This is a genomic window from Bacillus sp. FSL W8-0183, from assembly GCF_038006825.1.
In the GTDB taxonomy this organism is placed as follows: Bacteria; Bacillota; Bacilli; order Bacillales; family Bacillaceae; genus Bacillus; species Bacillus altitudinis.
Map to the genome: position 1 here is coordinate 497,499 of NZ_JBBOVY010000001.1, position 24,543 is coordinate 522,041.

Here is a 24,543-nt window from a genome sequence, read left to right on the forward strand (position 1 = left end):
TTTACATTTATTGTACCATTGGATGAACCCATGCAAAAGAGAAACAGACATCCTGTTCAATGAAAGCACAAAATGACAGGAAGGTGCGGGCGGTTCTCGATATAGTGGAAGAGGAAGGAGAGGGAAAAATGATTCACTTGATCATGGATAGTATCAATTATATGGAAGAGAGGCTGGATCAGCCTTTGCAGATCGAAGAAGTGGCAGAGGCCGCCTGTATGTCTAAATTTCATTATCAGCGGCTATTCCATATGCTGACGGGAATTGCAGTAGCAGAATATATTCGCAAAAGACGATTAACCCTTGCGGCAGAAGAATTCATGACCAAGCAAGTGAAAGTCATTGATGCGGCGGTGAAGTATGGCTATGAAACCCCAGAGTCGTTTGCGAAAGCCTTCAAGCGGCATCACGGATATACACCGGCAGCAGTGAAAACAGGCGAGTATACAGTGAAAGCCTACCCCCGTCTCTCCTTCGAACTTCAAATAAAAGGAGTTGAACCGATGCATTATCGAATTGTGGAAAAGGATTCATTTTCAATCAGGGGCAGAAGACTAAAGACAACAACAAAGAATAGCCAAAACAAACAGGATATTCCCGCCTTTTGGAAGCGTGTCAATCAAGAAGGATGGACGGATTCACTGGCTCATGCAGCTGGAGAACTCGGATATATCGGTGTATGTGCGCATTTTGATGAAACGCTTGAAACATTTGACTATATCATTGGGATTGAGCAAGGTGAGGAAGAACCAGATTCGACCATGACAGTCGAGCAGATTCCGGCCAGTACATGGGCTGTATTTCAGGCAAAGGGGCCTGTCGAAACCGCTGTGCATTCAACATGGACACGTATTTTCACAGAATGGTTTCCTGCCTCAGGATATGAGCATGCTGGGGGAATGGAGATGGAAACGTACCCTTTAGATGGAGAGATACATTCTCCAGATCATGTGACATTGATTTGGATTCCAATCCGTAAACAATCATAAAAAAGGCAGCGTATCTCGCTGCTTTTTATCCTTGTTTGAGGACGTGAACACCGTTTGGATCGGTCGTATTCATCCCATGAGAATCCATCATTTTCACTTCAAGTAAAGAGAGACGTTCTCCCTTTTTCCAATGAATAGGTTGTGTCAAACCATCCAGCAACTGATCGACCGCAGGTGTATGAGTCAAATCAGGTACTGCGATCGTCATCTCGGCAATTGCTTCTTCACCAGTTTCAATCACATCTGTCCGCCGCTGCAATTCAAGCCTTAAGCGCATTGGTGTAGAAAGAAACGTTCTTCGCTCCCCGGTCTGGATTGCCCAGTTTCTCTTTTGCGCTTGTACCAGCAGCTGATCATATTCATCATCAGTCACTAGAAAGCCGATGTGATCAAAAAGGACTTTTTTACTATAACCAAATGTGATATTGATCTGTCCCTTTCTCATCTCAATGATTCGGAAAGAGGGCTTCTTCTCTCTAAAATCATCCCATGTCTGCGGAGGAGGAAAGGAACCTTCCTTTGCGAAACGTCCCTTTACTTCAAAGCCTAATGAGGTGTACGCCTGCTCCGTCTCCTCAACAAATGGTGTCCAGTAATGATAATGGAAAAGCTGCATCAGAGGATCATCTCCTGTTTTAAGAATATTGCGTCTATTTAGTTTAGCACAAAACAAGCCATTCTTTTAGTAGAATGGCTTGTTCTTATCGGGTAAGGGTTTGAACAGGTTTCTCCGCTGTTTTTGTAATGAGCAGCTGCAAGAGCCGTGTCGATTGTGGCAATGAAAAGCGAAGGACGAGTCCAGTAAAGATGGCCGTCAGAATCGTTCCAATGCCAATCGGGCCGCCGAGCATCCATGCAAATAGGAGCACGGTTAACTCAATACCATTTCGAACCCACTGTACGTTCAGCCCTGTTTTTGCTGAGATGAGCAGCATTAATGAATCTCTTGGCCCAGCGCCAAGATTAGCTGAGACATAAATGCCAACGCCATACCCAGACACAATCACGCCCGTAATAAATACATATAAAGCAGGTAAATACCCATGTGGTGCAGGTAATACTGCATTAAAGAAATCAATAAACACGCCAATCAGCACCATATTGAGAAGGGCGCCGATCTTTGGAAAAGATTTCGTGAAAACAGATGTCAGTGTCACAATCAGTGCACCAATAATGATCGACCATTGTCCAATGGTTAAACCAAAATGCTGAAACAGTCCATAATGAAAAGCGTCCCACGGACCAATGCCAAGGATCTTTCCCTTCACTGTCAGCGATAGTCCAAAAGCAAGTACAATCAATCCAACAAAATAAAAAAACCAACGTAAAAGATGTTCCCGCTTCAAAAGCTTTCCCTTCTTTCTTAAACACTCGATTTCAATCGTAACATACTCGCACGCCCCTTTAAATGGCTTTGCTCAATTGTAATCGCTTACTCGACAAAAAGAATTTTTTCCATAAAAAGAGCAGAAAACATCAAATTTTGGAGCAAGACTTTTGCCTTGTTTTTTTTAACAAAGTGAACCAATAATTAACAATTTTTATGAAAATAAGAAAAAAATTCAATATAAAATGACAAAAAAACAACCTTTATCCAATTAAAGAATATTCAAGATAAATTAGAATAGATTGTATGTAAATTGCGCCGTTAGGCCTGTTTTTATTGATAGATAAAATATTTGATACACAATAAAAAAACTTGTTTTATTGGAAAAAACATAGATGGAGCAGATGTCGAAAGCTGTATATGACAAAAGGGCTATTTTTGTCGAAAATAGTCTTTTAGTCATGTTGAGGGTTCTGAAATGTTACTGATATTCTTTACCAAAGTGTGGGAGGTGAACTGGTACATACCATTATGATTTAGAGCAGGGAAAAGGGGATGTCAAAAAATGAACATATTAAAAAGAACGAGTCAATTATTTCTAATATTGGTGCTGATTGCTGGGAATTTATTAACAGTTTCGCCACCTGTTACGAAAGCCGCTGGGACAGTGGTTGTCAATAACGCAGATTCCTACATGATTGGAAATGGGAAGTTAGTTCTTTATCAGCTTGATGGGCAAAATCCAACAAACGTAAAGGCTAGTGTACAGGTGAAGGGAATTAATTCGACTGTAGTGAACGGTGTTGCTGTGAATGATCAAGAAAACACTGTGTATGCAACTACGACAGCAAGTGGAGAGCCAGTTCTTTATAAAATAAATGCGACCACTGGACAAGCAGAGCGTGTAGGTGTTTTAGGCGGAAGAGCGCCTAATGCCGTTGTTTATAACGGTAAATATATTCATTCGTATGCGGTTGATGGAGAACCCTACCTTGCAACGTACGACTTAGCAACTGGTCAAAAAACGTCCAAGAAAATTGTCGGTTATGACGTTGGCCCTGGCATTGGCGGAGACATTGGCGGAGACCTTGTCGTCGATAAGGATGGCTATCTTTGGTTCGCATCTAATACCAGTGGGTCCATTGCGCAAATGAATCCTGAAACAGCTGAAGTCATTCGAGTGATTCCAATCACAAATGCAGATGGTAAACCGATTGAGGGAGGAGTACGAGGAATTAGCTTTTTGCCCAATGGACAAATGCTATTACAATCAGGAAAAGATGACTCTATTGGTCATTCTACTCTTTTTACACTTGATGCGAAAACATTAAGTACAACATATATGGGCACTGTAGGTGATTCATTATCTTACGACTTAGCTTCAAGGGTGAAGCCTGAATTCGATCCATATCCCCCTAACCTTGAATCAGAAAAATCTGTTGCTTTACAGAAAAAAGCAGAAGGCAACACAGATGAAAAGCATCCAGAAGTAGGCGACACTTTGCTTTATACAATTAGAGCAAAAAATACGGTGCAATTCGGCATTCTTAAAAATCTGACCATATCAGATAATCTTCCGAGCAGCTTAACCTATGTTTCTGGATCTCTTAAGGTAGATGGCACAAGCGTAACAGATGCAAAGGATCAAGACAAAGGTGATTTTACAAATGGTACTGTGACAGGTCAAATAGGTGATGTGAAAGACACCGATTGGCACACCGTGACATTTGAAGCGAAAGTAGCAAAAGGGCAAGCTGGCAAGGATATTCAAAATACAGCGAATGTCAAAGGGGAAAACACACCGCCAGACAATCCAACAACAAACATAGAAATTTATCCTCGTGATCCGAAGCTTGAATCAGAAAAATCAGCGGTCTTACAGAAAAAAGCAGATGGGAATACAGATGAGAAGCACCCAGAAGTAGGGGACACATTGCTGTATACCATTCAAGCCCGTAACGCTGTTGAAGATAGTGTAATAGAAGACCTTGTGATTTCTGACAAGTTACCTCAAGGATTATCTTATGTACCAAATTCACTTCAGGTAGATGGAAATCCAGTCACAGATGTAAAAGATGACGACAACGGTGATATGACAGACGGAACTGTCACTGGAACGTTCGGTGAAGTGAAAGATACGAAATGGCATACCGTGACGTTTGAAGTCACAGTTGAAAAAGGTCAGGCAGGCAAAGATATTCAAAATACAGCGAGTGTCACAACCGGCAACACACCGCCAGACGAGCCGACAACGAATGTAGAGATCTATCCTCGTGACCCAAAGCTGACTTCAGAAAAATCAGCGGTCTTGCAGAAAAAAGCAGATGGCAATACAGATGAGAAGCATCCAGAGGTCGGTGATACACTTCTTTATACGATTAAAACAAAGAATACGATAGAAGACAGTCTCGTTGAAAATTTAGTGATCTCAGACGAACTGCCGGAAGGATTAGCGTATGTGCCGGATTCACTTCAAGTGGATGGAGAGGCAGTCACTGACGCAAAGGATGACGATAACGGAGACTTCACAGATGGTACCATATCAGGACAATTTGGTGACATTCAAGATACAGATTGGCATACCGTGACATTTGAAGTGACGGTTGAAAAAGGACAATCTGGCAAAGACATTCAAAATACAGCGAGTGTCACAGGTGAAAACACACCACCAGACGATCCAACAACAAAAACAGAAATCTATCCTCGTGATCCAAAGCTGGAATCAGAAAAATCAGCGGTCTTGCAGAAAAAAGCTGAAGGTAACAAAGATGAGAAGCATCCAGAAGTAGGAGATACCCTGCTTTATACAATTAAAACAAAGAACACGATAGAAGACAGCCTTGTGGAAAATCTAGTGATCTCAGATCAATTACCAAAAGGGCTGACGTATGTCGCTGGGTCTCTTGAAATTGATGGAGAATCTGTCACAGATGTGAAAGACGACGATAGCGGAGACTACACAGATGGAAAGGTCACAGGTTATTTTGGTGATGTGAAGGACACGGACTGGCATACCGTGACGTTTGAAGTCACAGTTGAAAAAGGACAGGCTGGTCAAGACATTCAAAACACTGCCGAAGTAACAGGTGAAAACACACCGCCAGATGATCCAACAACGAAAACAGAAATTTATCCTCGTGAACCAAAACTAGCATCAGAAAAGACAGCGAGCATTCAGAAAAAAGCAGAAGGGAACACAGATGAAAAAACACCACAGGTAGGCGATACCCTTCTTTATACGATCAAAACAAAGAATCTTGAAGAGGACAGCATCGTCGAAAATCTCGTGATTTCAGATCAACTGCCAGAAGGTCTTGAATACGTCGAAGGGTCATTAAAAGTAGATGACCAAGCCGTCACAGATGCAAAAGATGACGACAACGGAGACTACACAAAAGGCAAAGTGACCGGTCAATTTGGTGATATCAAAGATACGGACTGGCATACAGTGACGTTTGAAGCAAAGGTCGCAAAAGGCCAATCAGGTAAAAGCATTCAAAACACAGCAAAAGTAACAGGCGAAAACACGCCGCCAGATGAGCCGACAACCGAAACAAACATTGATCCAAGAGATCCAAAGCTTGAATCAGAAAAAACATCTGAGATTGCTCAAAAAGCAGAAGGCAATACAAATGAAAAACAAGTTCAGGTAGGCGACACCCTTCTTTACACCATCAAAACAAAAAATAGTGTAGAAGACAGTATCATCAAAGATCTAGTCATTGCAGATCAACTACCAAAAGGTCTTGAATATGTCGAAGGGTCATTAAAAGTAGATGGACAAGCCGTTACAGATGCAAAAGATGACGACAACGGAGACTACACAAAAGGCAAAGTGACCGGTCAATTTGGTGATATCAAAGACACAGACTGGCATACAGTTACTTTCGAAGCGAAGGTCGCTAAAGGCCAAGCGGATAAAACCATTCAAAACACAGCAAAAGTAACAGGCGAAAACACACCGCCAGATGAGCCGACAACCGAAACAAACATTGATCCAATAGATCCAAAACTTGAATCAGAAAAAACATCTGAAATCTCTCAAAAAGCAGAAGGCAATACAAATGAAAAAGAAGTACAAGTAGGTGACACCCTTCTTTACACCATCAAAACAAAAAATAGTGTAGAAGACAGTATCATCAAAGATCTAGTCATCACAGATCAACTGCCAAAAGGTCTTGAATACGTCGAAGGATCATTAAAAGTAGATGGACAAGCTGTCACAGATGCAAAAGATGACGACAACGGAGACTACACAAAAGGCACAGTCACCGGACAATTTGGTGATATCAAAGACACGGACTGGCATACGGTGACTTTTGAAGCGAAGGTCGCAAAAGGAACTGAAGGTAAAACCATTCAAAATATCGCAGTTGTGAAGGGTGATAATGTTGACGAACCAGACAAACCTGAAAACTCAACAACGGTAGTACCGCCGCATGTGCCAGAGGTGCCAGCAAATCCAGAGCAGCCTTCTCATTCAGAACCAGATACACCTGGTCATCATCTTCCGAACACTGCAACAGAGATGTATAACCTTTTACTAGCAGGATTTGCACTTGTACTAATAGGTGCATCCCTTATTGTATGGAAAAGAAGAAAAAGAAACGGATAATCGTCCATGTTTCAAAAAATCATCTCAGCTCTATTGATTACAGCAGGTATTTGTCTTGTGATTGTAGGATATATGAAAATCGTTGATGGACAAAGACAAGTAGATCAATCATTCCAGTCAGCGCAAGCAGCCATCCAGCAAAAGGGGAAAATGGATTCCTCTTTTGTGCCGGAGGCTGGTGAAACCATTGGGCTCTTGCACATTCCAAAGTTAAAAGCTGAGTTACCAATTGTAGAAGGAACAGCGGCGGAGGATTTGGCAAAGGGAGTTGGTCATTATCACGAGAGCTATTTTCCTAACGAACAGGGACAAATCGTTTTATCTGGGCATCGTGATACTGTGTTTAGACGAACAGGAGAACTTGTGAAAGGGGATCAACTTGTCATAGAGCTTTCATACGGTCGGTTTACCTATGAAATTGAGAAAACAAAGATTGTGAAAAAAGATGATCAAAGTATTATTACACTACAACAGGAAAAGGAAGAACTTGTCCTCACCACATGTTATCCTTTTTCTTTCATTGGTCCTGCGCCAAACAGATATATTATATATGGGAAGCGTGTTTAGCCACTGGATCAGCCTGCAGCTCATTCTTTCATTAACCGATTAGAGCGCTTAATCCCTTGATAAACAGGGAATCTTCTATATCATATCTAGAGATGCAGGGGGGGGTCAATTTGTTAAATAAAGAAGATGTAAAGTATATAGATAACGTTGGAAGAATTGTCCTGCCGACAGATATAAGAAAACGGTTGAAAATTCACCCACAAGATTTTATTGAAATCTATCAAGAAGAAAGTCACATTGTGATAAAGCCTTATTGGCAGGATAAACCTTGTATCGTTACAGGGCAAGTCACCTGTTCCAATAAGGCGCTGTCAGGCGGTGTAGTTGTCAGCCCAGAGGGAGCGAGACTGCTCCTGCAAGATTTATTAGCGCTGCGGCTGCAAAAAGAGATATAAAAAAAGGCTGTTCTCACATGATGAGAACAGCCTTTTTGATCATACTGGATTCAAAATCCGATTTAAGAATTGTTTTGTTCGTTCTTCCTTTGGTCGTTTGAAGATTTCTTCAGGAGGACCTTGTTCAACGATGACGCCGCCATCAATAAAAATCACTTCGTCCGCCACTTCTTGGGCAAACTTGATTTCATGTGTGACAACCGCCATCGTCCAGCCTTCTTTCGCTAGATCCTTCATGACCTTTAAGACTTCTCCGACAAGCTCAGGATCAAGCGCAGAGGTTGGTTCATCAAAAAGCATAAGCTCTGGCTGAATGGCAAGTGCACGGGCAATGCCGACACGCTGCTTTTGACCGCCTGACAGCTGGAAGGGATACAAATCTTTTTTATCCTCAAGTCCTACCTTTTGCAGGAGGTGAATCGCTTCTTTTCGCACCGCTTCTTTCGGACGGCGCTGGACTTGGACTGGACCTTCCATCACATTCTCAAGAACAGTGCGATGTGGGAACAGATGATAATCTTGAAACACCATGCCTGACTTCCGACGAAGCTTGAGCAAATCAGCTTGTTTATTTTTTTTAGAAAAATCAATCGAGAAATCATCGAAGGTAAAGGAGCCGGCATTTGGAATTTCAAGTGCATTTAAACAGCGAAGCATCGTTGTTTTTCCTGAACCTGATGGACCAAGAATCGCCACAACCTGCCCTTTGTTGATCGTAAAATCAATCGACTTTAAAATCTCATTTTCACCAAAGGATTTGTTTAAGCCTTTGACTGTTAGCATGTCGTTCCCTCCTTACCTTGCGACATATCGATCAAGTCGTTTTTCAATTTGGTGTTGAACGAGCGATAGAATGAAGCAGAATACCCAGTAGATCAGGGCTGCTTCCATATAAATAAATAAAATTTGATCCAAGTTCGCCGCAGCAATTTCTTGTGATTTACGGAACATCTCTGCCACGAGGATTTGGGAGGCAAGCGATGTATCTTTCACCAAACTAATGAATGAATTAGACAGCGGCGGAATCGATACACGCACTGCCTGCGGTAAAATCACGCGGACGAGCGTTTTGCGATGGGTCATCCCAATCGAATACCCCGCTTCCCATTGTCCTTTTGGAACAGATAGGACGGATGCACGAATAATTTCCGAAGCATACGCACCTACGTTTAAAGAAAAAGCGATGATAGCACTTGGATATGGATCAAGTGTGATATTAAATGTCGGAAAGAAATAGAAAATAATAAACAATTGCACAAAAAGCGGCGTTCCGCGAACAGCCGACACATAGATAGAAAAAATCCATCTGAGCGCTTTGATTTTAGACATTCTAGCAAGAGCTGTCACAAGCGCGATAAAAAGACCAATGATAAAGGCAATGATGGCGAGGGGAATTGTATAATAAATTCCCTGCATCACCATTGGCCAAAAAGATTGCTGAAGAAGATCCCACGGAATGACGACTCCGAGGATATTATTTTGTAACATCTTCACCAAACCATTTCTTAGAAATCTTAGCGAGTGTACCATCTTTCTTCATTTCTTTTAGTGCGCCATTCACTTTGTCAACGACTTCGCCGCTGCCTTTTCTGAAGGCAAAATACGTTTCTTGTGGATCTCCTGTTTCAAATGCAACTTTTAGGTTTTTGTTACCGCTTGTTTTCAAGTAATTCAAGACAGCCAGTTTATCATTGAACGTCAAATCAGCACGCCCTTGCTGAATCAATTGAATGGATTGTGCAAGACCTTCAACCCCTTCAATTTTAGCGCCAGCATCTGTAGCTAATTTGTTGTAGTTACTTGTTAATGATTGTGCTGCTTTTTTGCCTTTCACATCAGAAAGTTTCTTGATGTCATTGTTATCTGATTTTGTCACAACAATGGCTTGAGATGTTGTGTATTTATCAGAGAAATCATATTGATTTTCACGTCCAGTTTTACCAACTTGGTTCGCTACCACATCAAAACGTTTAGAATTCAGACCAGCAAACATGCTGTCCCATTGTGTTTCTTTGAATTCTGGTTTTAAGTCAAGACGTTTTGCAACTTCTGTGATGACCTCGACATCATAGCCAGTTAATTTATCTGTCTTTTTGTCATGGAAGGTGAAAGGAGCATATGTACCTTCTGTACCGATGGTTAATACGCCTTTATCCTGAATGGACTTCCAAAGGTCACCTGATTCCTTAGATCCAGATTGTTTATTTGCGCTGTCGTTTGCAGCTGATCCACATGCTGTGATCAATGCAACACAAGCGCCTAAAATAATGGCAAAGAACATTTTTTTCATTTTATTCCCCACTTTTCTTGTTGGTATTTACAACATATGATCTTACAGAGAAGCAACCTAAAAGTAAAGCATTTGAAACTAGCTTGAGCGAATCTCACCAACTTTATGCCTTGAACTGGTTGAACGGATAAACGATAGAACTATACCCAAAACAAAAGGTGGATAAAACCAAACGCATTCTCAAACGATGATGAACAGAGTTCGACTACTTAATGGTAAAATATGCTATGATTGCTCTCCTTCGGAATATATACTTTGATATTGCTGTCTATAAGCCATATTTAAATATGAACTATGGCATGACAGATGAGAGTAAGATCACAAAGGATGATAAGGATAGAATCACTAAACTACTGGAATATAAGCTTAATGAAGATGGATATAAAGAGAGGAAAAAAATTGCTGCGGAGGAGGCAAATCGGCTAGGTAATACCATGATGGCGCAATCAGGAATTCCGAATAAAATCGGCGTGGCTATCTTTTCGTTAGGCTTTGCTTGTGTGTTGGGTGTTCCTTTGCTGTTGGTGGCATTTGTTAACTTTGCGTTCAAATTCTTGTTTTAGCAATAAGCGTCATACTCCCGATTAGTTTTGTTATTTCTTTTCTGCCGAATTTCTCAAATAGTGCTTGGTATACACTTGGCAGGTTGGTTGGTGCATTTTTAATGAAAGCTTTTGTAGGGATCATTCTTCTATTTACGTTTTTGATCATTGATATAACAGGTGAATTGATTCCAATGGATACACCCGGTAAATACATGCTGAATGCTTTTGTGACAGCTCTTGCTATCATCTTAATGATTAAGTATCGAGATAAAATCATTGAGTTTGTAACAGCTGGTAGGGTGGTTTCAGTGGATGGCGGAACAGTCAAACAAGCTTATGATAAATGAATTCGTCAGCCAACAGCAAAAACCATCGGAGCTGCTAAGAACTTTGCCGGTGCAGCTGCAGCATTGCAACAAGCTAAAGAACGAAATGAAAACCGTGAGACCGCAGGTAGCGCAAACGACGTCTCAGCTAATGCGATAAACAGCAATTTAAATGATTCTCCTGACCGTTCCGAGGCTCGTACCTTACAAGGAAATTCAGCTGATAAAGTTGTCAATATGAGTGAGTTTAAGGACGGCCGAAAAGACAGGACGTTACAAGGCGAATCTCAGGAAGATTCAGATAGACAACGGCAGCGGCAATCAGGGGGTACAGTTGAAGATCGGAATAAACAAGAGCGACAACCGCAGACACAGAATGCTACGCTGAAGGCAGAGTCTTTAGATAGAGAGCGATACCGGACTCAACAGGTATCAGAAAACTCTCCGAGTGAGAATACACGTCCGCATGTCACATCATGGGATGAGAATGTGAGACGTGAAAGGAAACAGCAGCCGCAGCTATCGAAAAGTCAAAATGTACAAAGGAATGAGACAGTTCGATCAGTAGAGAGAACACGTTCTACTGGCGGTAAGGATTTGTCTAGCCCTTCGACAATGGAGCCTCCAGTAGGAGAAAATGAAAAACAAAATGCAAGACCTAATCGCTCTCAGCCAAAAGACCGAGGCGAGAGAAAAAACGAACGTCAAGCACAGAACGTTTCCGAGAAACATCTACCTGAAAACCCTAATCGGGTACGGGGTGAATAAAGCATGAAAAAGATTCTTGTCATCGGCCTCATCATGGCCGTAGCTGGGTATACCGCCCTTATGGGGTTCATCTTATTGTTTGGTGCTGGAGATGACGAAGGCGGCCGAGTCGGTATAGACAGTAGTATTTCAGGCAAAGTGAAAATCAGTCAGGATGTGGAACGGTATCGCCCTTTGTTTGAAAAATATGCTGAAAAGTATGATCTTACAAAGCATATAGACGTAATTATGGCTCTTGTCATGCAAGAAAGCGGCGGCCGACATTTAGACGTTATGCAGTCCTCAGAATCCATTGGTTTGCCGCCTAACACAATTACTGATCCCGAAGTCAGTATAGATGTTGGAATGAAACATTTTAAAAGCGTCCTAGATAAAGCAGGTGGCGACATCAAATTAACACTTCAAGCCTATAACTATGGCAGTGGGTTCATTGACTACGTTAAAAAAAATGGCGGTAAGTATACGAAAGAGCTTGCTGCCTCATTCAGTAAAGAACAGGCTGCAAAAGTAGGGTGGTCGAGTTATGGAGATCCACTTTATGTTGATCATGTACTTAGATACCTAGACACAGGAGGAGACAAAGGCTGAGGGAAAAACCAAAAATTCGATTATGCCCAAGTACACAATATAAAGAAGTTTCTTTTATGAATGAGTTCACTGTACGCACAAGCTATAATGGCACAGCGAGCGAACAGAAAATCGTAATCAAGACACAGCTGATTGCGTTGGATAATGGAGAGTGGAAAGTCGATAATGTTGAATTTATCGCCAATGTAGGAGGACAGTAGGTATAAAACTAAGCACCCCAAGAATTACAGGGAAACAGTGTTGTATATGATCAATCTGACGCAATTAAATTGATTTTGATGAACAATCACCCACTAATTGCGTCAGAAGCATCCTGAGAATTTGAGAGGAGAGAGGCACAATTGATAAAAAGTACAGGTATTGTGCGAAAAGTGGACGAGTTAGGAAGAATCGTTTTACCAAAGGAACTGAGAAGGGTATTACAAATTAAAGAACGTGATCCGATGGAGATACTTGTTGAAGACGAAAAAATCATTTTGCGTAAATATTATCGAAATAAAGCTTGTATCATCACCGGCGAGGAGTCTGATCAAAACATGACATTATCGGGAGGTATTGTATTAAGTCCAGAAGGAGCAAGAATTCTATTAGAGGAAATTTTGGCCGTGGAAGAGTGAAATCTGGAAAGCCGGCCACAATTTTTCATTCGTGCCAAGAAACTAAAGGAGGATATAGAAATGGCAACTATTAAAGAACATTATTTAGGAGAGCATACAGAGTTTAAACCACCATTTCCAATGGATGAAGCATCAATCATTATTCAGGAACAGACTAGCCAATCGACTTTAGATTTTGCTTTAACTTTGTTGCCGAAATTAGGGAAAGTCACTCACATTACGCACTTTAGAAATGGTCATAAAGCAAGATTTCATACTTATGTGGAGACTGTGCGCTATAAATTATATATTAACGGAGGTTTAGCCAGCAATTACGGCGGAGAGGGCGGCCGTGCTTTTAAATCGTTTTTGTTAGGTGTGGGAATACCGGAAGAAGAAGTTTCTTTTGTGACAAGGTATAACGGTGAAGAAGTGGCCGTGATTGAAATAGCTTTATAAAGTGGAAATATGAAAACAAAAAAGAAGCCATTAACGGCTTCTTTTTTTGTACACTTTTTTGAAACAAGCAGAAAGTAGTTGACTTCCGATTTTCTAAAGGTTGATATCAAGCCATAGGGGAGGAAGCGCTATGCAAAAAGATTAGAGGGATGCCAGACTGGGCTGCCGATCGTCTGTAATACGTTTGCCATCTATTGAGAGAGAAAGAAAAATGGAATGAGTCCAGAAAATGCAGCGAGAAGCGCTATATTAAAGACGAGAAGGATATGAAGGCTTGCTGATCGTCTCAACGCTGCAACACTTTCTATACGCTTACCACTAATTAATGCAGACCCAAAATATTTTGAGGAATATCAAAAATTTTGTGTTGAAGTCTTATATTAAGAGTAAGGAGGCAATTTGTAGGAGTGTTTATCCATTTGACAACATCAAGAGTTCTTTATCAAAATCTTTGCTTAAGCAAAGAAAGAATAGGCTTAAGCCCATCAGGTTTTTTAAAAATTTCATTTATTTTTAAAAGAAACCTGTAAAAAGCTGATATTTCAAAGTATAGAAGAGTAGGGGGATGGGGCCTTTAAGAATTTTGCTTGTTTCGAACATATACTAGTCGTGTTTCAATGAATATACTGGTAAAATGTATACAGAAACGTGTAGCAAGCGATAGTCCTCTAACCCTTCCATTAAAGGTATTTTTATACCGAGAAAGGAGGGGATCAGTTTGGAAACTAAAAATAAAATCTTTTCGCGGCGTGTCGATAGACACAAAAAAAACCAAGCTTGTACTACCTGTAAATACAAGCTTGTGTTCCTGGTCGTTAATTCACTTAGAACGCTAGTCACGTTCTTAATGTGGATCTGGGACAAGATTTCAAATTGATTACCTGAAGAGATATAAAGCAGCATCATTACTTCCCCTAGTCAAGGTCGTAAATGATTCTATCTCGTTTCTTTTTTTAGAGGGCTGCTTTATTCTTTTTAATTAGTGTATGCCAAAGAAAAATATTTATACATAGAAAAAGCACACGGTAGTCAGCCGAGTGCTCAAATAAAATTTCTTTTTAATTGTGAAATTCATATTGAAGCTCTCGAGCTCCAGTTTGGAAACTAGGTCGACTCAGTCAAAGTCGAATAAAATCCTTTCGCACTTTCATGTTACCACAACAAATAATTTGATGCCATAGGTTAGCTTATTTTTTTATTCTTGCTGCGTTCTTTTAATTGAATTGAGTTGAATTTATTTTAAACATTCTGTTAGGATGTTTTTTTTTATGAGTGCAATTATTTTAAACTTCTCGTTACATTATTTTTATTTTCTCGCTACGTTCTTTTAATTGAATTGAGTTGAATTGAATTGAATTTTTTTATTCATTCTGTGAGAATATTCGTTCACTTTTGAGCGATCTTTTTATTTTCCTACCTGCGATATTTCATTTCAGACATATTATATTGTAACGATTTCTGATCTAATCTAAATGGACATGAGGTGTTATTCATTCAATATACTTCACCTCTGGCGCCTCTTCTAGCATTATTGTATTTACTATGAAATAGGCATCCTTTGCAAAAATGGACGACAGTCATCGATCATTTTTGCTCATGCAGCCATTTATTTTTGCAAAAATGGATGACAGTCATCGATCACTTTTTGCTCATGCAGCCATTTATTTTTTGCAAAAATGGATGACAGTCATCGATCATTTTTTGCTCATGCGGCCATTTCTTTTTTGCAAAAATGGATGACAGTCATCGATTATTTTTTGCTCATGCGGCCATTTATTTTTGCAAAAATGGATGACAGTCATCGATCACTTTTTGCTCATGCAGCCATTTCTTTTTTGCAAAAATGGATGACAGTTTGCTCATGCAGCCATTTCTTTTTTGCAAAAATGGATGACAGTTCCGATCCGATGGCTATTATCCTCTTTCTTTCTAATGGCACCAGTAAGACAAAGTATAATAAATAAAAAAGAACCAGCATCTAATGCCGGTTCTTTTTATTACATTTACATTAATTTTTTGTATCCCAATAAGCATCCAAACCAACGTTTACACCTACAGATGTTCTATTTTCTGCCCACACAGTGTATGTTACACCAGGAAAAAATTTTGTGAATTCTTTATAAAACAATCTTGATGTATCTGTAGGTTTTATGTTTCCTTTTATTTTAATAGTTTCAACTTCTGATGCACCTCTTCGAAGTGTGTACCAAACCTCTGCTTCTACTTGTGTTGTTGAGTTTTGCCACCCTTTAATAGTAAGTTTGATAGCATTATCCGGCGTGAATTGCCCAATCACCTGATCTGACTTATTTGAAGCTGTGTTACTACCTAGATATTTATTTGTTACACCATTTTTAACATGAGTTGCCTGTGTTCTAGCAACAGCTTCTTGAAGAGGATTTTGCGCACTCAAAATTCCATTAACGACCAATGGGTCTTTGCTAACTGAAGTTGCGCTAGAAGTTGCAGCACCACTCACAGATAAACTACCAATAAGAAATAAAGCAGCAAGAGTCTTTTTCATTCCAAACATTCCTCCTATACAATTGATAGGATAATTATACTTTTTTACCATTTAATTCACATGAGTATTATGTATAGTAAATGATATTTAACACAAGATCATATAACTATACAGAATTAAGATCAACTATGAAATTGATATGAAATATTGAGATAAATAGAGGAAAACAGAGATTGTCTCATACTTACTGTGAGCCGATTTTTCGATTATTTCCCAAATCCAAAATCGCTCCTGAAGACGGAATTTGCCCGAATATGAGGATCGGCTAAAAAAAAGACTTCCCCGAAGGGTCATTATGTAAACTTACGAAAAGTAGGTGTGTAGTTTTTTTCATTCTACACTGGTATTGCCCTGAAGTTCATTTTTTGAACTTCCGTAAAAACACGAATGATGTTATCCAGGAAGATCTGATTTTTGATAGTAAAAAGCGAACATTTTTCCGCCTATCAATGGTTGATAGGTATGGCCGGATCGATGCGAAGTATCAGCGCAGCACGTGCCGGAAAACTTCTGTGTTAGAAAAGCAGGCTCTTACTGGAGTCTGTTTTTTTCATGTGATAATGGCTATTAAACTATTCAAAACCCTTATGACTCTAAGGCTGAACCTTATCAAGAATATGAGAGATTTGTTGCAGATTAAAAAACAAAAAATTTCTTTTTTATTGCGAGAAACCGAGAAAAATTCAAAGATGGTTGCGAGATACCGAAAATTTTCAAAATTGGTACAAATGAGGATTCTAGGACGTGCAAATTATGCTAGTATTTAACATAAAAAGGGATGTTGAAAGGGGAGAGGTGGAATGAAAAGTATTCCTGCTGCGGAGGTTGGGCAAAAAATTAATGAGTGGTATCGACATATTAAAAAATTCAATGTGACAGATGCGGAAATGCTTCGTAATGAGATAAAAAGTGAATTAGATGTGATGGAAGAAGATGAGCAAGCTGTTCTTTATTTTCAACTAATGGAATTTCGTCATCAGCAGATGTTGGAATATGTGAATCCAGCTGAGCAGATAGTCAACAAAGCGGAGTACTTACGGGCGGTTGAAGGTGAAGGTAAAAAGTTGACGGGTATCATGGAATACTACGTTCACTTTTTTCAAGGGATGTATGAATTCTCTAAGGGTGAGTACATAAAAGCCATTGCTTTTTATAGACAAGCAGAAAAGAAGCTGGATAAAGTAGCTGATGAGCTTGAACGGGCTGAATTTTATTATAAGATGGCAGAAATTTTTTATCACATGAAGCAAACGCATTTGTCTATGTATTATATCGAGCAGGCGTATCATGCTTATAAAGCTCATAAAACCAATGGGATGTATGAGATCAAGGTGATTCAATGTCGTTTTGTCATTGCAGGCAATTATGATGATTTATGTACACATGAAAAAGCGATACCCCATCTAAGAGCAGCAGAAGAGTCCGCCAGGAATTTAGGCAACAAGTATATGCTTGCTAAAGCGTTGCTTAACCTCGGTGATTCTTATAAAAATATTGGGGATCAGGACAGAGCGCTTTATTTTTTGGTGAAAGCTGCTGATCAGGCTAAAGAGTCTGGAGCTAAAGAACTTACACAGATTTATTATGAGTTGGCTTTACTGCATTTCAAGAAAAAGGAGCATGAATCAGGAAAACACTATTTTGATTTAGGGATAGAAAGCGCTGAAAGGTTCAATGATTGTTTTTTCATGAATTTGTTAAATGTGCTGAAAGCTCTTTATTTAGAGGGGGCTAAACCCACTGCTGTTGCGGATGCTTTAGATGCACTTGACGATATTCGAGGCTATCCATATTTAGAAGAACTGGCGCTTTTGGCTGCGGAATTTTATACTGGAATTGAGCATATGGATGATTCTGTATATTTTTATAACAAAATGATCTATGCTCAAAAACAAATCCGAAGGGGAGAGTTCTTGTATGAAATTTAAAGCCTTACTGCTTTCAATCGTTTGTGCTAGTTTATTAATCGTTAGTGGGTCTTCTTTTGTCCTCCAACAAGATTCAAATGTGTCAGTTGCTTCAAGAAAGGCTACATGATGATAAGTCTTATTCGATTTGGTACATGAAAAATGGCAGACCTTTTTAGGTCTGTCTTTTTGTTGCATTGAAATGATACAAAATAGCTTGTGGAACAAAGCAGATTTTACGGAAGTTCATTTTTTGAACTTCCGTAAGAATAAACACATCATGGAAGTTTTATCATTTAGACACCGAACAAATGTTCGTTTATAATCTCAATTGAGGTGATAATGTGTGGGATGAAAGAAAAGATCAAAATAGATGGCAGATGAAATTTATCTTGCCTGAACATAACGAGGTATTAAGGCAGCTGCACCTGAAGAAGCAGAAAATAGAACGACCAACATTAAGCCCAGAACAATTGGAAGAGTTTGAATATACCATTGCAACCGCATTGAGTGAAGACTTGTCTCTTCATTTTGAGCTGTTTGATCAAGGATTCACTCGTAAGAGCAATGGAAAAGTTGTATACGTGGATCATTTAAGAAAAGAATTCAGGATTAAGGATGATCGGGGCGACACAAACTTTATGCGGTTTGCAGATATTTTAAATGTCAAAACCCCCTGACAAAATAGCTAAAAAAAGAAACATTTCACAGTCTCGTCACAAATGACGGGACTTTTATTTAGTCTATTTTTACCTATTTTTATGAAACTGTGGAAATTAACCCCTGTTAATTGTTACCATGTAGGTGTTAGACAATACTTTTAGGGGGAGGATGTTTAGTATGAACGGTTTATTGTGTAAGCTTAATGGAAAACTTACACTGGTATTAACTCTTATTGTGACTCTTGGAATCACATCTTCTTTCGGTCAGGCTTCAGCAAAAGAACAATGGAACCCACAAAAGCAGCAGAGAATTGCTCAGGCTATTTTCGATGCTGCTGCATACAATGAAGAAAATAGGACTTTTTCGTTTGATGAATCTAAAGTCGTCAATGCCGGGTTGCCAAAGGGTATGGCGGTAGAGATCAAAAATCGTTTAGAGTCATTGGGCGGTAGCGATGCTGAAAAGGTGTACCAAGATCAATTAGCTGCACAGAAAAAAGGTGAAGTGACAACTATGGTTGCTCCGTTAGTGATATGGGCGGCCAAAGTACTGGCTGGCGCAGGTCTAGCATGGCTAGGTAAAAAGCTTTTAGACATGGGCGGCCATGAATTCTGCAAGCGTTACAAAAATGAAAACAAGACTACTAAATATGTGTGTAAATTCCTCTAAGGAGGTGTGAATCTTGAAGAAAACAAATTGGTTTTTAACTGTGTTTATCACTGCTTTAATCTCGTTTGTTATTCAATCGGGATTAAGTAACTTCGGAGTGATTAACATGTCCAATATTTGGGCAGATTTGATCAGTTGGATAGTAATATTCTTTGTCGTATTCATTGGCGTCGAAGCGTCTTTTAGAACGATCAATAAAATGAGACATCGAACTGAATAAAGACATACAAAAAAGCCCTACGCGAACAGGGCTTTTTCTTTTTAAAAATGGCTTAACCAAAGTATCCGTCTTCTGCGGCTTGAAAATCATTCGAGGAATTTATATGTACTGTGGCTGTGATCCCAATTAATAAGGTAAGGCTTAATATCATAACTTTCAGGTGCTTCATTCAGCTTCCTCCTCCATCCATGTCAATTTTTTGGCTTGTGATTCCAAACCTTCATCAAAGTATTTTGATGCTAGTTTATGATTATCCTGCTTTTAAAAAAATCTTGCTACCATAATTGACAATTCGGCGGCATCTTTCCAAAGTTTTTGATTTTTCAGTACATTTAGAGCTGCGTCGAGCTGAATTTCATCATCTTTTACATACATTGAATGTATGATGTTTAACTTAGCAATATACGCATTGTCAGATAATTCATTCGCTAACATGAGTGACTCATTGTGTGCCTCCAGCCCTTCAGCTGTTTTATCTAACTGGAAGAGTACACGTGCTAACATGTACTTTGTTCTCATATTCAGTGTTTTGTGTGGTTTTTTTAGTTCGATAGACAAGGAATTCTGGAAAGAGTCGAAAGCTTCAGCAAGCTTTCCTTGGCGCTCATAACATATCCCAAGATTGAAATACCCTAGCGCTTGTGGCAAATCAAGGTTAGAAGCTGCTGCTAAATTGATAGCATCCTTATAAGTGGATTCAGCTTGGACAAGTTGGTTTAAATCCATTTTGTTTGAAGCGATCACCATTAGAGTAGTCGCTACCCGACTCTCTTGTAAATCTGCTGATTTAAAGCTTTCTAAGGCTTTTTTTGCATGGTTAATGGAGAAATGATTTTGTGCGATTTTGTAGTACGCAATCGCAAGCTGATAGTTAAATTCAGCACGTTCTAATTCGTCAGGAACATTTCTAAGGCGGGTCTCTGCGATATGATAATAGTTGATAGCGTCTGAAAATCGATTTTTATAGAACTCATACATGCCATTGAAGAAGAAATAATAATACTGAATCATGTCGTCTGTTTTCTGTTTCTCTTCAATGTCTATTTGCTTCAATAAAGCTTTTGATCCCTCAAACTCCTGTACCATCATTTTGTATCTGGAATCAATCAAGTTAAAGTATAATAAGACATTTTGGTCTTCTTCCATATTCTCGCAGGCTACTACAATCTCTTTTCTCTTACTTTCTGCATTTTGTATGTCCTGTTTCTTGATATATCCGTACCAATCACCGATCATTTTAGCAACAAGTGGACTTGCTACTTATTCTGCCAAACAAACCTCCCCCTATCATTTTACCCTTTCTTTCATTATCGCAGATCAAATGACCTTTTTAAACAAATTATGTAAAAATAAGTAATGTGACATACCATACAGACAATAAAGAACTCCAAAACATGACAAAAAGCCACCAACAAAAGACGCTATTTATTTTTCACGCTCTTTACTGGTTTTATCCACTTGATCCAAAACCATTCATTTTTTTGTTTTGATGATTATCGCATGTGCTATTTCAGAAACATAAAAAGCCGGCAATTGATCCGACTTTTTGTGATACGTTTTATCCTTTTTTAGATTTATACGTATATTTGATCCCAAAATATACGAAAGAAAGTAAGAAGACAGTTATCCAAATCCACTGAATTTTAACCAAAAATATTGTGGTTGCTACTAATATAAGTATTGTTAAATCAAGCTTTTTCTCTAACTTTTTATGAGAGAGAACAAATACTATTAATAGTACAGCTATTATTGATGCGATTAGGTTTATAATGGTTTCACTCAATTTTAAACTCTCCTTTTTATTCTAAATGTGTTATTATTTTACTACGCATTAAAGAATTAAAGAATAGGAGTAATGCAATATTTGCCGGTCAGAAATTCATAGCTGATGGAGAATACTTAAAAATATCACCATTTTGATGAACCAGTTATGAGTACTTTGAGTGTGAGTAGATGTATTTGGGGAATTTGGAAAGCTATTGCTATGAATGCTTTACCTTGGTCTAAAATTTTAAAAATTAAGAAGGCTGTTAAAATTATGGGTGGAACTCGAGTGGTGGCTAATGCTTTAATTAAAGCTTATAAGCATCAACGTAATTTAGGTTATTCTAGAGCGAAATCTATAAAGAAAGCGATCAATGTAACTAAAAGAGCACTCCCAGCTGAATATGCAAAGCATTGGGTGGAGTTTTTCAGTCTAGGAGTTGTACAAAAAGAATGTTTTTAGTGTGATTTTTACTAAAAGTAGGATTAGAGGTGATTCTGATGGCTTTAACAAAAGGTTGGAAAGTAACTATTTATTCTATTTTGGCGTTATTTGCTTTAAGTATGATTATAGGTTTTGCTTCATTTTTAAATATTTAAAGTATTATTCTTTGATCAAACAGCAGGCTAATAGAGCCTGCTGTTTTTGTTACACGCTTGACGTTTAGCACGCACACAGGGGTTTATTTCAAAAATGCCGTTGAGAGCGCTCAAATTTGATTCTGATCGCTTTTGTTTTTGTTCAGGTAATAAATTTGTAGGGGAATGCGTCAAAAACGCTTATAAAGGCTTTAAATGCGTTTTTTCGTTTTGTCTGCTGTAATCAATCTGAAAATTCGTTTGCGAGATACCGAAAATTTTACATATGGAGTTTATGAAAAAATTATTTTTTGAGTCTGCTAATATGAGTGACATCTTGAATGTATTGGGAAAATTGAACAACATGAAAGGATATCGTTACATGGAAGACCTAGCATTAGAAGCCGCGCAGTTCTATACTAAAAGCGGGCGTGTGGAGAATTCAGTATATTTGTATCAGCAAATGGTGTACGCTCAAAAACAAATTCGAAGGGGCGACTGTTTGTATGAATTTTAAAACGGTTCTTACTGGGTTTTTAAGTGCTTCAGCTTTGTTAGGTGTGATCTCTTTATCGTCTGTTGATTTTGATGCGAATTCTAGAAAGGCAACTTCTCCTGAATCCGTTGATCTGACTGTAAGAAATGCTACAGGGAACAGTTTTACTACTATGGATTTTCCTCTTATAACTCGATCTGCAACTCAAAGACATTGATCTTGCTGTAAGAAACGGAACACGTTCGAGGAATGCGACATGATGAGTCTTATTCGATTCGGTACATGAAAAGAAACAGACCTTTAGGGTCTGTCAGATTGTTGACAAAGGGCTAAAATGAACTTTATTTTAGCCCTTTGTCTTCTTTTCAGCGTGATAGAAAACCTTTGCAGTCTAGGAAGGATGAGCACTGGAGCGGAGCGAATTTGTCATTCGTGAGCACCAGCGCGCAGGACTGACAACGAATGCGAGGGTTTGTCTACACACTGACAGACCTTTAGGGTCTGTTTCTTTGTCGAATGAGGTCATGGTGCGTTGGCATGTTGACATCAAAAATTACATATGGCTAGGTAACTTGAAATGATATTCTTTTACTATTTTAACCTTTAAAGTAATTATAAAGTAAAAATATCTCATTTAATGGTAGTATGGGTTTTGTTGAAGAAAAGAGGATGGAGTGATTAAAGTGAAGAAAAAATTTATATCATTTTTCTTATTGGTTTCACTAAGTGTTTTTGGAATTTCTGCTATTGCGCCCGGTTATGCTAGTGCTGCGGAAGCAAATCGTGAAAGTGTTGGTAAGATAGGTACAACAAATACATCTACCCTTCCTGTTGGAAATGATCCAACAATGAGTACAAAAGGAATTCCTTTTGGTAAACAAATTCTAGTCAAAGCATTAAGAGTAGGTGGTCCAGCTTTAGGGACTTTAATAAAGAAAATTCCTTACTAGTGGGCTCAAAAAGCTGGTGATGCTTGTAGTAAATGGTCACATAAAGCAGCTGATGTAATTGATCAGTTAACATCTTTCGGTGAAGCTAAAGTTACTGCGGCTTTAATGGCAGCTGGAATTCCTCCAGGTGACGCGCAATTAATCGCTCAAGTTGTTGTTTTCTTTTTGGTATAGATATTGAATATTTTTATAAGGAGAGATCAGGATTGAATTTGTTTACAATTACTATGTTAATTTATTTATTTTTCTTTTCGTTGTTTTTCTTTTTTATGTATAGAGGTGAAAAAAGGGAAGCTGAAGAGAATACAACAAATGAGGGATATGTGTTTTCCACATTTGTTGGTGCACTTTTGTTGTCTTTAATTCCTACAGCAGTAATTATGTTTATAGTTTTGATTGCTACAGGATCAATAAGTGTAATCGTTAAGTCATTAGGATTAAATGTAGATTTCACTCAAATTATCATTGTGAGTTTAGCGTTAGTTTGTTATTCATTTACTCTTGACAATATATTTATTACAGTTGGAAAACATATAATGGGAGACAATATACTAAAGACTATTTTCGTTTCACTTTTTAGATTTTTATTTGTTTTCTTTGTTGGTGTTATATGTTCAATTGGTATTGCAGATAGTATCAAAATTTCTATCGGTTTAACTTTAGTTTGTTTTTTATTAGAATTTATTTCTACTGATAGACCTAAAGCATAGTTTTTAATAAATGTACGATTGGTGAATATTGATTTTTTGTTTGAGATGTATTTAATTTTGCTAAATTTGAAGACATGGTTCATTGGCATGTTGGCATCAAGAATTACATAGAAAGGCAGGCTCCAACAAGAGCCTGCCTTTTTTTATGTCATACGTTGTTTATTATTTTTTTCACCAAAGCAATGAAAGCGGTTATTATCAGACCTGCTAATGAAACTAAGCCAGTATAAAGAAGACCAGGTAATTCAACACTATTTGATTTATATCCGAAATAACTGCCAAAGAAAAAGATTGTTCCTATCAAGAAAATGTTTAGAATTATTTTACTCGACTTACTCATTCGAACATTCCTCCCTTTTTCTCCTTTACCGACAAAAAACTGTTAGAGAAGATGGTTGGGGTAACGGATAATTTTTTGAACAGAGAAAGGTTTTCACCTTTCTCTGTTTTGTTACACGCTTGACGTTTAGCACGCACACAGGGATTTATTTCAAAAATGCCGTTGAGAGCTCTCAAATTTGATTCTGATCGCTTTTGTTTTTGTTCAGGTAATAATTTGTAGGGGAATGCGTCAAAAACGATTATAAGGGCTTCAA

27 protein-coding genes and 2 pseudogenes are annotated in these 24,543 nt (G+C 38.6%); 20 read left to right on the top strand and 9 right to left on the bottom strand.

Annotated elements, in window-relative coordinates:
* Positions 1-128 precede the first annotated feature (128 nt).
* Positions 129-989 (top strand): effector binding domain-containing protein, encoded by an 861-nt coding sequence (locus NSQ64_RS02565; RefSeq protein WP_217967556.1) that lies wholly within the window; start codon positions 129-131, stop codon positions 987-989.
* Between the two features lie 25 nt (positions 990-1,014).
* Here NSQ64_RS02565 and NSQ64_RS02570 read toward each other — a convergent pair whose 3' ends face one another.
* Complete coding sequence (locus NSQ64_RS02570) at positions 1,015-1,605, bottom strand: hypothetical protein (protein WP_041508242.1); 591 nt, start codon at positions 1,603-1,605, stop codon at positions 1,015-1,017.
* An 85-nt stretch (positions 1,606-1,690) separates the two neighbouring features.
* Complete coding sequence (locus NSQ64_RS02575) at positions 1,691-2,335, bottom strand: YczE/YyaS/YitT family protein (protein WP_007498187.1); 645 nt, start codon at positions 2,333-2,335, stop codon at positions 1,691-1,693.
* Between the two features lie 546 nt (positions 2,336-2,881).
* Here NSQ64_RS02575 and NSQ64_RS02580 point away from each other — a divergent pair.
* From NSQ64_RS02580 to NSQ64_RS02590, 3 genes are all read left to right on the top strand, one after another.
* Positions 2,882-6,931 carry an isopeptide-forming domain-containing fimbrial protein gene (locus NSQ64_RS02580; RefSeq protein WP_341014894.1) on the top strand — a complete coding sequence of 1,350 codons (4,050 nt, stop codon included), beginning with the start codon at positions 2,882-2,884 and terminating at the stop codon, positions 6,929-6,931.
* A gap of 6 nt (positions 6,932-6,937) precedes the next feature.
* On the top strand, positions 6,938-7,498 hold the full coding sequence (locus NSQ64_RS02585; RefSeq protein ID WP_341014896.1) for a class D sortase: 561 nt from the start codon (positions 6,938-6,940) through the stop codon (positions 7,496-7,498).
* Positions 7,499-7,608: 110 nt separating this feature from the next.
* A complete protein-coding gene (locus tag NSQ64_RS02590) occupies positions 7,609-7,893 on the top strand; it encodes an AbrB/MazE/SpoVT family DNA-binding domain-containing protein (protein WP_041508244.1) in 285 nt (94 codons plus the stop codon).
* A gap of 39 nt (positions 7,894-7,932) precedes the next feature.
* Here NSQ64_RS02590 and NSQ64_RS02595 read toward each other — a convergent pair whose 3' ends face one another.
* Genes NSQ64_RS02595 through tcyA form a run of 3 tightly spaced genes read right to left on the bottom strand, consistent with a single transcriptional unit; the run spans position 7,933 to position 10,183 of the window.
* Positions 7,933-8,676 (bottom strand): amino acid ABC transporter ATP-binding protein, encoded by a 744-nt coding sequence (locus NSQ64_RS02595; protein WP_309173925.1) that lies wholly within the window; start codon positions 8,674-8,676, stop codon positions 7,933-7,935.
* 12 nt (positions 8,677-8,688) lie between these two features.
* The gene (locus NSQ64_RS02600; protein WP_008347286.1) at positions 8,689-9,381 is read right to left on the bottom strand and encodes an amino acid ABC transporter permease; all 693 of its coding nucleotides are present in this window, start codon (positions 9,379-9,381) and stop codon (positions 8,689-8,691) included.
* Entirely contained in the window at positions 9,368-10,183 is an 816-nt protein-coding gene (gene tcyA / locus NSQ64_RS02605) for a cystine ABC transporter substrate-binding lipoprotein TcyA (RefSeq protein ID WP_007498178.1), read from the bottom strand. The genes NSQ64_RS02600 and tcyA overlap by 14 nt, the downstream gene beginning before the upstream one ends.
* A 212-nt stretch (positions 10,184-10,395) precedes the next feature.
* Between tcyA and NSQ64_RS02610 the strand changes: the two genes are divergently transcribed.
* The 7 genes and pseudogenes from NSQ64_RS02610 (at position 10,396) to NSQ64_RS02640 (ending at position 13,465) form a co-directional block, all read left to right on the top strand.
* Positions 10,396-10,746: a hypothetical protein gene (locus NSQ64_RS02610; RefSeq protein WP_341014902.1), complete on the top strand. Its 351-nt coding sequence runs from the start codon at positions 10,396-10,398 to the stop codon at positions 10,744-10,746.
* A 101-nt stretch (positions 10,747-10,847) separates the two neighbouring features.
* Positions 10,848-11,075: a hypothetical protein gene (locus NSQ64_RS02615; RefSeq protein WP_268382396.1), complete on the top strand. Its 228-nt coding sequence runs from the start codon at positions 10,848-10,850 to the stop codon at positions 11,073-11,075.
* A gap of 63 nt (positions 11,076-11,138) precedes the next feature.
* Positions 11,139-11,822 (top strand): hypothetical protein, encoded by a 684-nt coding sequence (locus NSQ64_RS02620; protein WP_341014905.1) that lies wholly within the window; start codon positions 11,139-11,141, stop codon positions 11,820-11,822.
* Positions 11,823-11,855: 33 nt separating this feature from the next.
* A pseudogene (locus NSQ64_RS02625) lies at positions 11,856-12,404 on the top strand (lysozyme family protein); the annotation flags it as partial.
* Positions 12,405-12,466: 62 nt separating this feature from the next.
* Positions 12,467-12,610: a hypothetical protein gene (locus tag NSQ64_RS02630; RefSeq protein WP_341014907.1), complete on the top strand. Its 144-nt coding sequence runs from the start codon at positions 12,467-12,469 to the stop codon at positions 12,608-12,610.
* A 144-nt stretch (positions 12,611-12,754) separates the two neighbouring features.
* On the top strand, positions 12,755-13,027 hold the full coding sequence (locus tag NSQ64_RS02635) for an AbrB/MazE/SpoVT family DNA-binding domain-containing protein (RefSeq protein ID WP_268382425.1): 273 nt from the start codon (positions 12,755-12,757) through the stop codon (positions 13,025-13,027).
* 60 nt (positions 13,028-13,087) lie between these two features.
* Complete coding sequence (locus NSQ64_RS02640) at positions 13,088-13,465, top strand: hypothetical protein (protein ID WP_268382402.1); 378 nt, start codon at positions 13,088-13,090, stop codon at positions 13,463-13,465.
* Between the two features lie 2,008 nt (positions 13,466-15,473).
* Here NSQ64_RS02640 and NSQ64_RS02645 read toward each other — a convergent pair.
* The gene (locus NSQ64_RS02645) at positions 15,474-15,989 is read right to left on the bottom strand and encodes a hypothetical protein (RefSeq protein ID WP_341014910.1); all 516 of its coding nucleotides are present in this window, start codon (positions 15,987-15,989) and stop codon (positions 15,474-15,476) included.
* An 800-nt stretch (positions 15,990-16,789) separates the two neighbouring features.
* Here NSQ64_RS02645 and NSQ64_RS02650 point away from each other — a divergent pair.
* The 4 genes from NSQ64_RS02650 (at position 16,790) to NSQ64_RS02665 (ending at position 19,448) form a co-directional block, all read left to right on the top strand.
* A complete protein-coding gene (locus NSQ64_RS02650; RefSeq protein ID WP_341014912.1) occupies positions 16,790-17,917 on the top strand; it encodes a response regulator aspartate phosphatase in 1,128 nt (375 codons plus the stop codon).
* Positions 17,918-18,240: 323 nt separating this feature from the next.
* The gene (locus tag NSQ64_RS02655; RefSeq protein WP_268382408.1) at positions 18,241-18,576 is read left to right on the top strand and encodes a YolD-like family protein; all 336 of its coding nucleotides are present in this window, start codon (positions 18,241-18,243) and stop codon (positions 18,574-18,576) included.
* Positions 18,577-18,736: 160 nt separating this feature from the next.
* The gene (locus NSQ64_RS02660; protein ID WP_268382410.1) at positions 18,737-19,228 is read left to right on the top strand and encodes a hypothetical protein; all 492 of its coding nucleotides are present in this window, start codon (positions 18,737-18,739) and stop codon (positions 19,226-19,228) included.
* A gap of 13 nt (positions 19,229-19,241) precedes the next feature.
* On the top strand, positions 19,242-19,448 hold the full coding sequence (locus NSQ64_RS02665; protein WP_268382411.1) for a hypothetical protein: 207 nt from the start codon (positions 19,242-19,244) through the stop codon (positions 19,446-19,448).
* 261 nt (positions 19,449-19,709) lie between these two features.
* Here the strand turns inward: NSQ64_RS02665 and NSQ64_RS02670 are convergent, their stop codons facing one another.
* Both NSQ64_RS02670 and NSQ64_RS02675 read right to left on the bottom strand, forming a co-directional pair.
* Positions 19,710-20,537 (bottom strand): tetratricopeptide repeat protein, encoded by an 828-nt coding sequence (locus NSQ64_RS02670; RefSeq protein ID WP_341018223.1) that lies wholly within the window; start codon positions 20,535-20,537, stop codon positions 19,710-19,712.
* 3 nt (positions 20,538-20,540) lie between these two features.
* A pseudogene (locus tag NSQ64_RS02675) lies at positions 20,541-20,696 on the bottom strand (response regulator aspartate phosphatase); the annotation flags it as partial.
* Between the two features lie 697 nt (positions 20,697-21,393).
* On the opposite strand from NSQ64_RS02675, the gene NSQ64_RS02680 reads away from it, so the two are divergent.
* From NSQ64_RS02680 to NSQ64_RS02700, 5 genes are all read left to right on the top strand, one after another.
* The gene (locus NSQ64_RS02680; protein WP_341014916.1) at positions 21,394-21,675 is read left to right on the top strand and encodes a hypothetical protein; all 282 of its coding nucleotides are present in this window, start codon (positions 21,394-21,396) and stop codon (positions 21,673-21,675) included.
* Positions 21,676-22,086: 411 nt separating this feature from the next.
* Entirely contained in the window at positions 22,087-22,308 is a 222-nt protein-coding gene (locus tag NSQ64_RS02685) for a hypothetical protein (protein ID WP_341014918.1), read from the top strand.
* Positions 22,298-22,504 (top strand): hypothetical protein, encoded by a 207-nt coding sequence (locus tag NSQ64_RS02690; protein ID WP_341014920.1) that lies wholly within the window; start codon positions 22,298-22,300, stop codon positions 22,502-22,504. Before NSQ64_RS02685 ends, NSQ64_RS02690 begins: the two co-directional genes overlap by 11 nt.
* A gap of 457 nt (positions 22,505-22,961) precedes the next feature.
* Positions 22,962-23,237, top strand: coding sequence for a hypothetical protein (locus NSQ64_RS02695; protein WP_341014922.1), 276 nt, complete (start codon positions 22,962-22,964; stop codon positions 23,235-23,237).
* 206 nt (positions 23,238-23,443) lie between these two features.
* The gene (locus NSQ64_RS02700) at positions 23,444-23,947 is read left to right on the top strand and encodes a hypothetical protein (RefSeq protein ID WP_268382422.1); all 504 of its coding nucleotides are present in this window, start codon (positions 23,444-23,446) and stop codon (positions 23,945-23,947) included.
* A gap of 148 nt (positions 23,948-24,095) precedes the next feature.
* On the opposite strand, the gene NSQ64_RS02705 is transcribed toward NSQ64_RS02700, so the two are convergent.
* Positions 24,096-24,287, bottom strand: a complete 192-nt coding sequence (locus NSQ64_RS02705) for a hypothetical protein (RefSeq protein WP_268382424.1) — start codon at positions 24,285-24,287, stop codon at positions 24,096-24,098.
* Positions 24,288-24,543: the final 256 nt, after the last annotated feature.

Excerpts from the sequence above, each read along its gene's own strand:
- NSQ64_RS02565 (WP_217967556.1), top strand. The coding sequence starts at position 129 with ATGATTCACTTGATCATGGATAGTATCAATTATATGGAAGAGAGGCTG.
- NSQ64_RS02570 (WP_041508242.1), bottom strand. The coding sequence starts at position 1,605 with ATGCAGCTTTTCCATTATCATTACTGGACACCATTTGTTGAGGAGACG.
- NSQ64_RS02580 (WP_341014894.1), top strand. The coding sequence starts at position 2,882 with ATGAACATATTAAAAAGAACGAGTCAATTATTTCTAATATTGGTGCTG.
- NSQ64_RS02585 (WP_341014896.1), top strand. The coding sequence starts at position 6,938 with ATGTTTCAAAAAATCATCTCAGCTCTATTGATTACAGCAGGTATTTGT.
- NSQ64_RS02595 (WP_309173925.1), bottom strand. The coding sequence starts at position 8,676 with ATGCTAACAGTCAAAGGCTTAAACAAATCCTTTGGTGAAAATGAGATT.
- NSQ64_RS02600 (WP_008347286.1), bottom strand. The coding sequence starts at position 9,381 with ATGTTACAAAATAATATCCTCGGAGTCGTCATTCCGTGGGATCTTCTT.
- tcyA (WP_007498178.1), bottom strand. The coding sequence starts at position 10,183 with ATGAAAAAAATGTTCTTTGCCATTATTTTAGGCGCTTGTGTTGCATTG.
- NSQ64_RS02610 (WP_341014902.1), top strand. The coding sequence starts at position 10,396 with ATGGTAAAATATGCTATGATTGCTCTCCTTCGGAATATATACTTTGAT.
- NSQ64_RS02615 (WP_268382396.1), top strand. The coding sequence starts at position 10,848 with ATGAAAGCTTTTGTAGGGATCATTCTTCTATTTACGTTTTTGATCATT.
- NSQ64_RS02630 (WP_341014907.1), top strand. The coding sequence starts at position 12,467 with ATGAATGAGTTCACTGTACGCACAAGCTATAATGGCACAGCGAGCGAA.
- NSQ64_RS02640 (WP_268382402.1), top strand. The coding sequence starts at position 13,088 with ATGGCAACTATTAAAGAACATTATTTAGGAGAGCATACAGAGTTTAAA.
- NSQ64_RS02645 (WP_341014910.1), bottom strand. The coding sequence starts at position 15,989 with ATGAAAAAGACTCTTGCTGCTTTATTTCTTATTGGTAGTTTATCTGTG.
- NSQ64_RS02650 (WP_341014912.1), top strand. The coding sequence starts at position 16,790 with ATGAAAAGTATTCCTGCTGCGGAGGTTGGGCAAAAAATTAATGAGTGG.
- NSQ64_RS02660 (WP_268382410.1), top strand. The coding sequence starts at position 18,737 with ATGAACGGTTTATTGTGTAAGCTTAATGGAAAACTTACACTGGTATTA.
- NSQ64_RS02670 (WP_341018223.1), bottom strand. The coding sequence starts at position 20,537 with ATGATGGTACAGGAGTTTGAGGGATCAAAAGCTTTATTGAAGCAAATA.
- NSQ64_RS02685 (WP_341014918.1), top strand. The coding sequence starts at position 22,087 with ATGAAAAAATTATTTTTTGAGTCTGCTAATATGAGTGACATCTTGAAT.
- NSQ64_RS02690 (WP_341014920.1), top strand. The coding sequence starts at position 22,298 with ATGAATTTTAAAACGGTTCTTACTGGGTTTTTAAGTGCTTCAGCTTTG.
- NSQ64_RS02705 (WP_268382424.1), bottom strand. The coding sequence starts at position 24,287 with ATGAGTAAGTCGAGTAAAATAATTCTAAACATTTTCTTGATAGGAACA.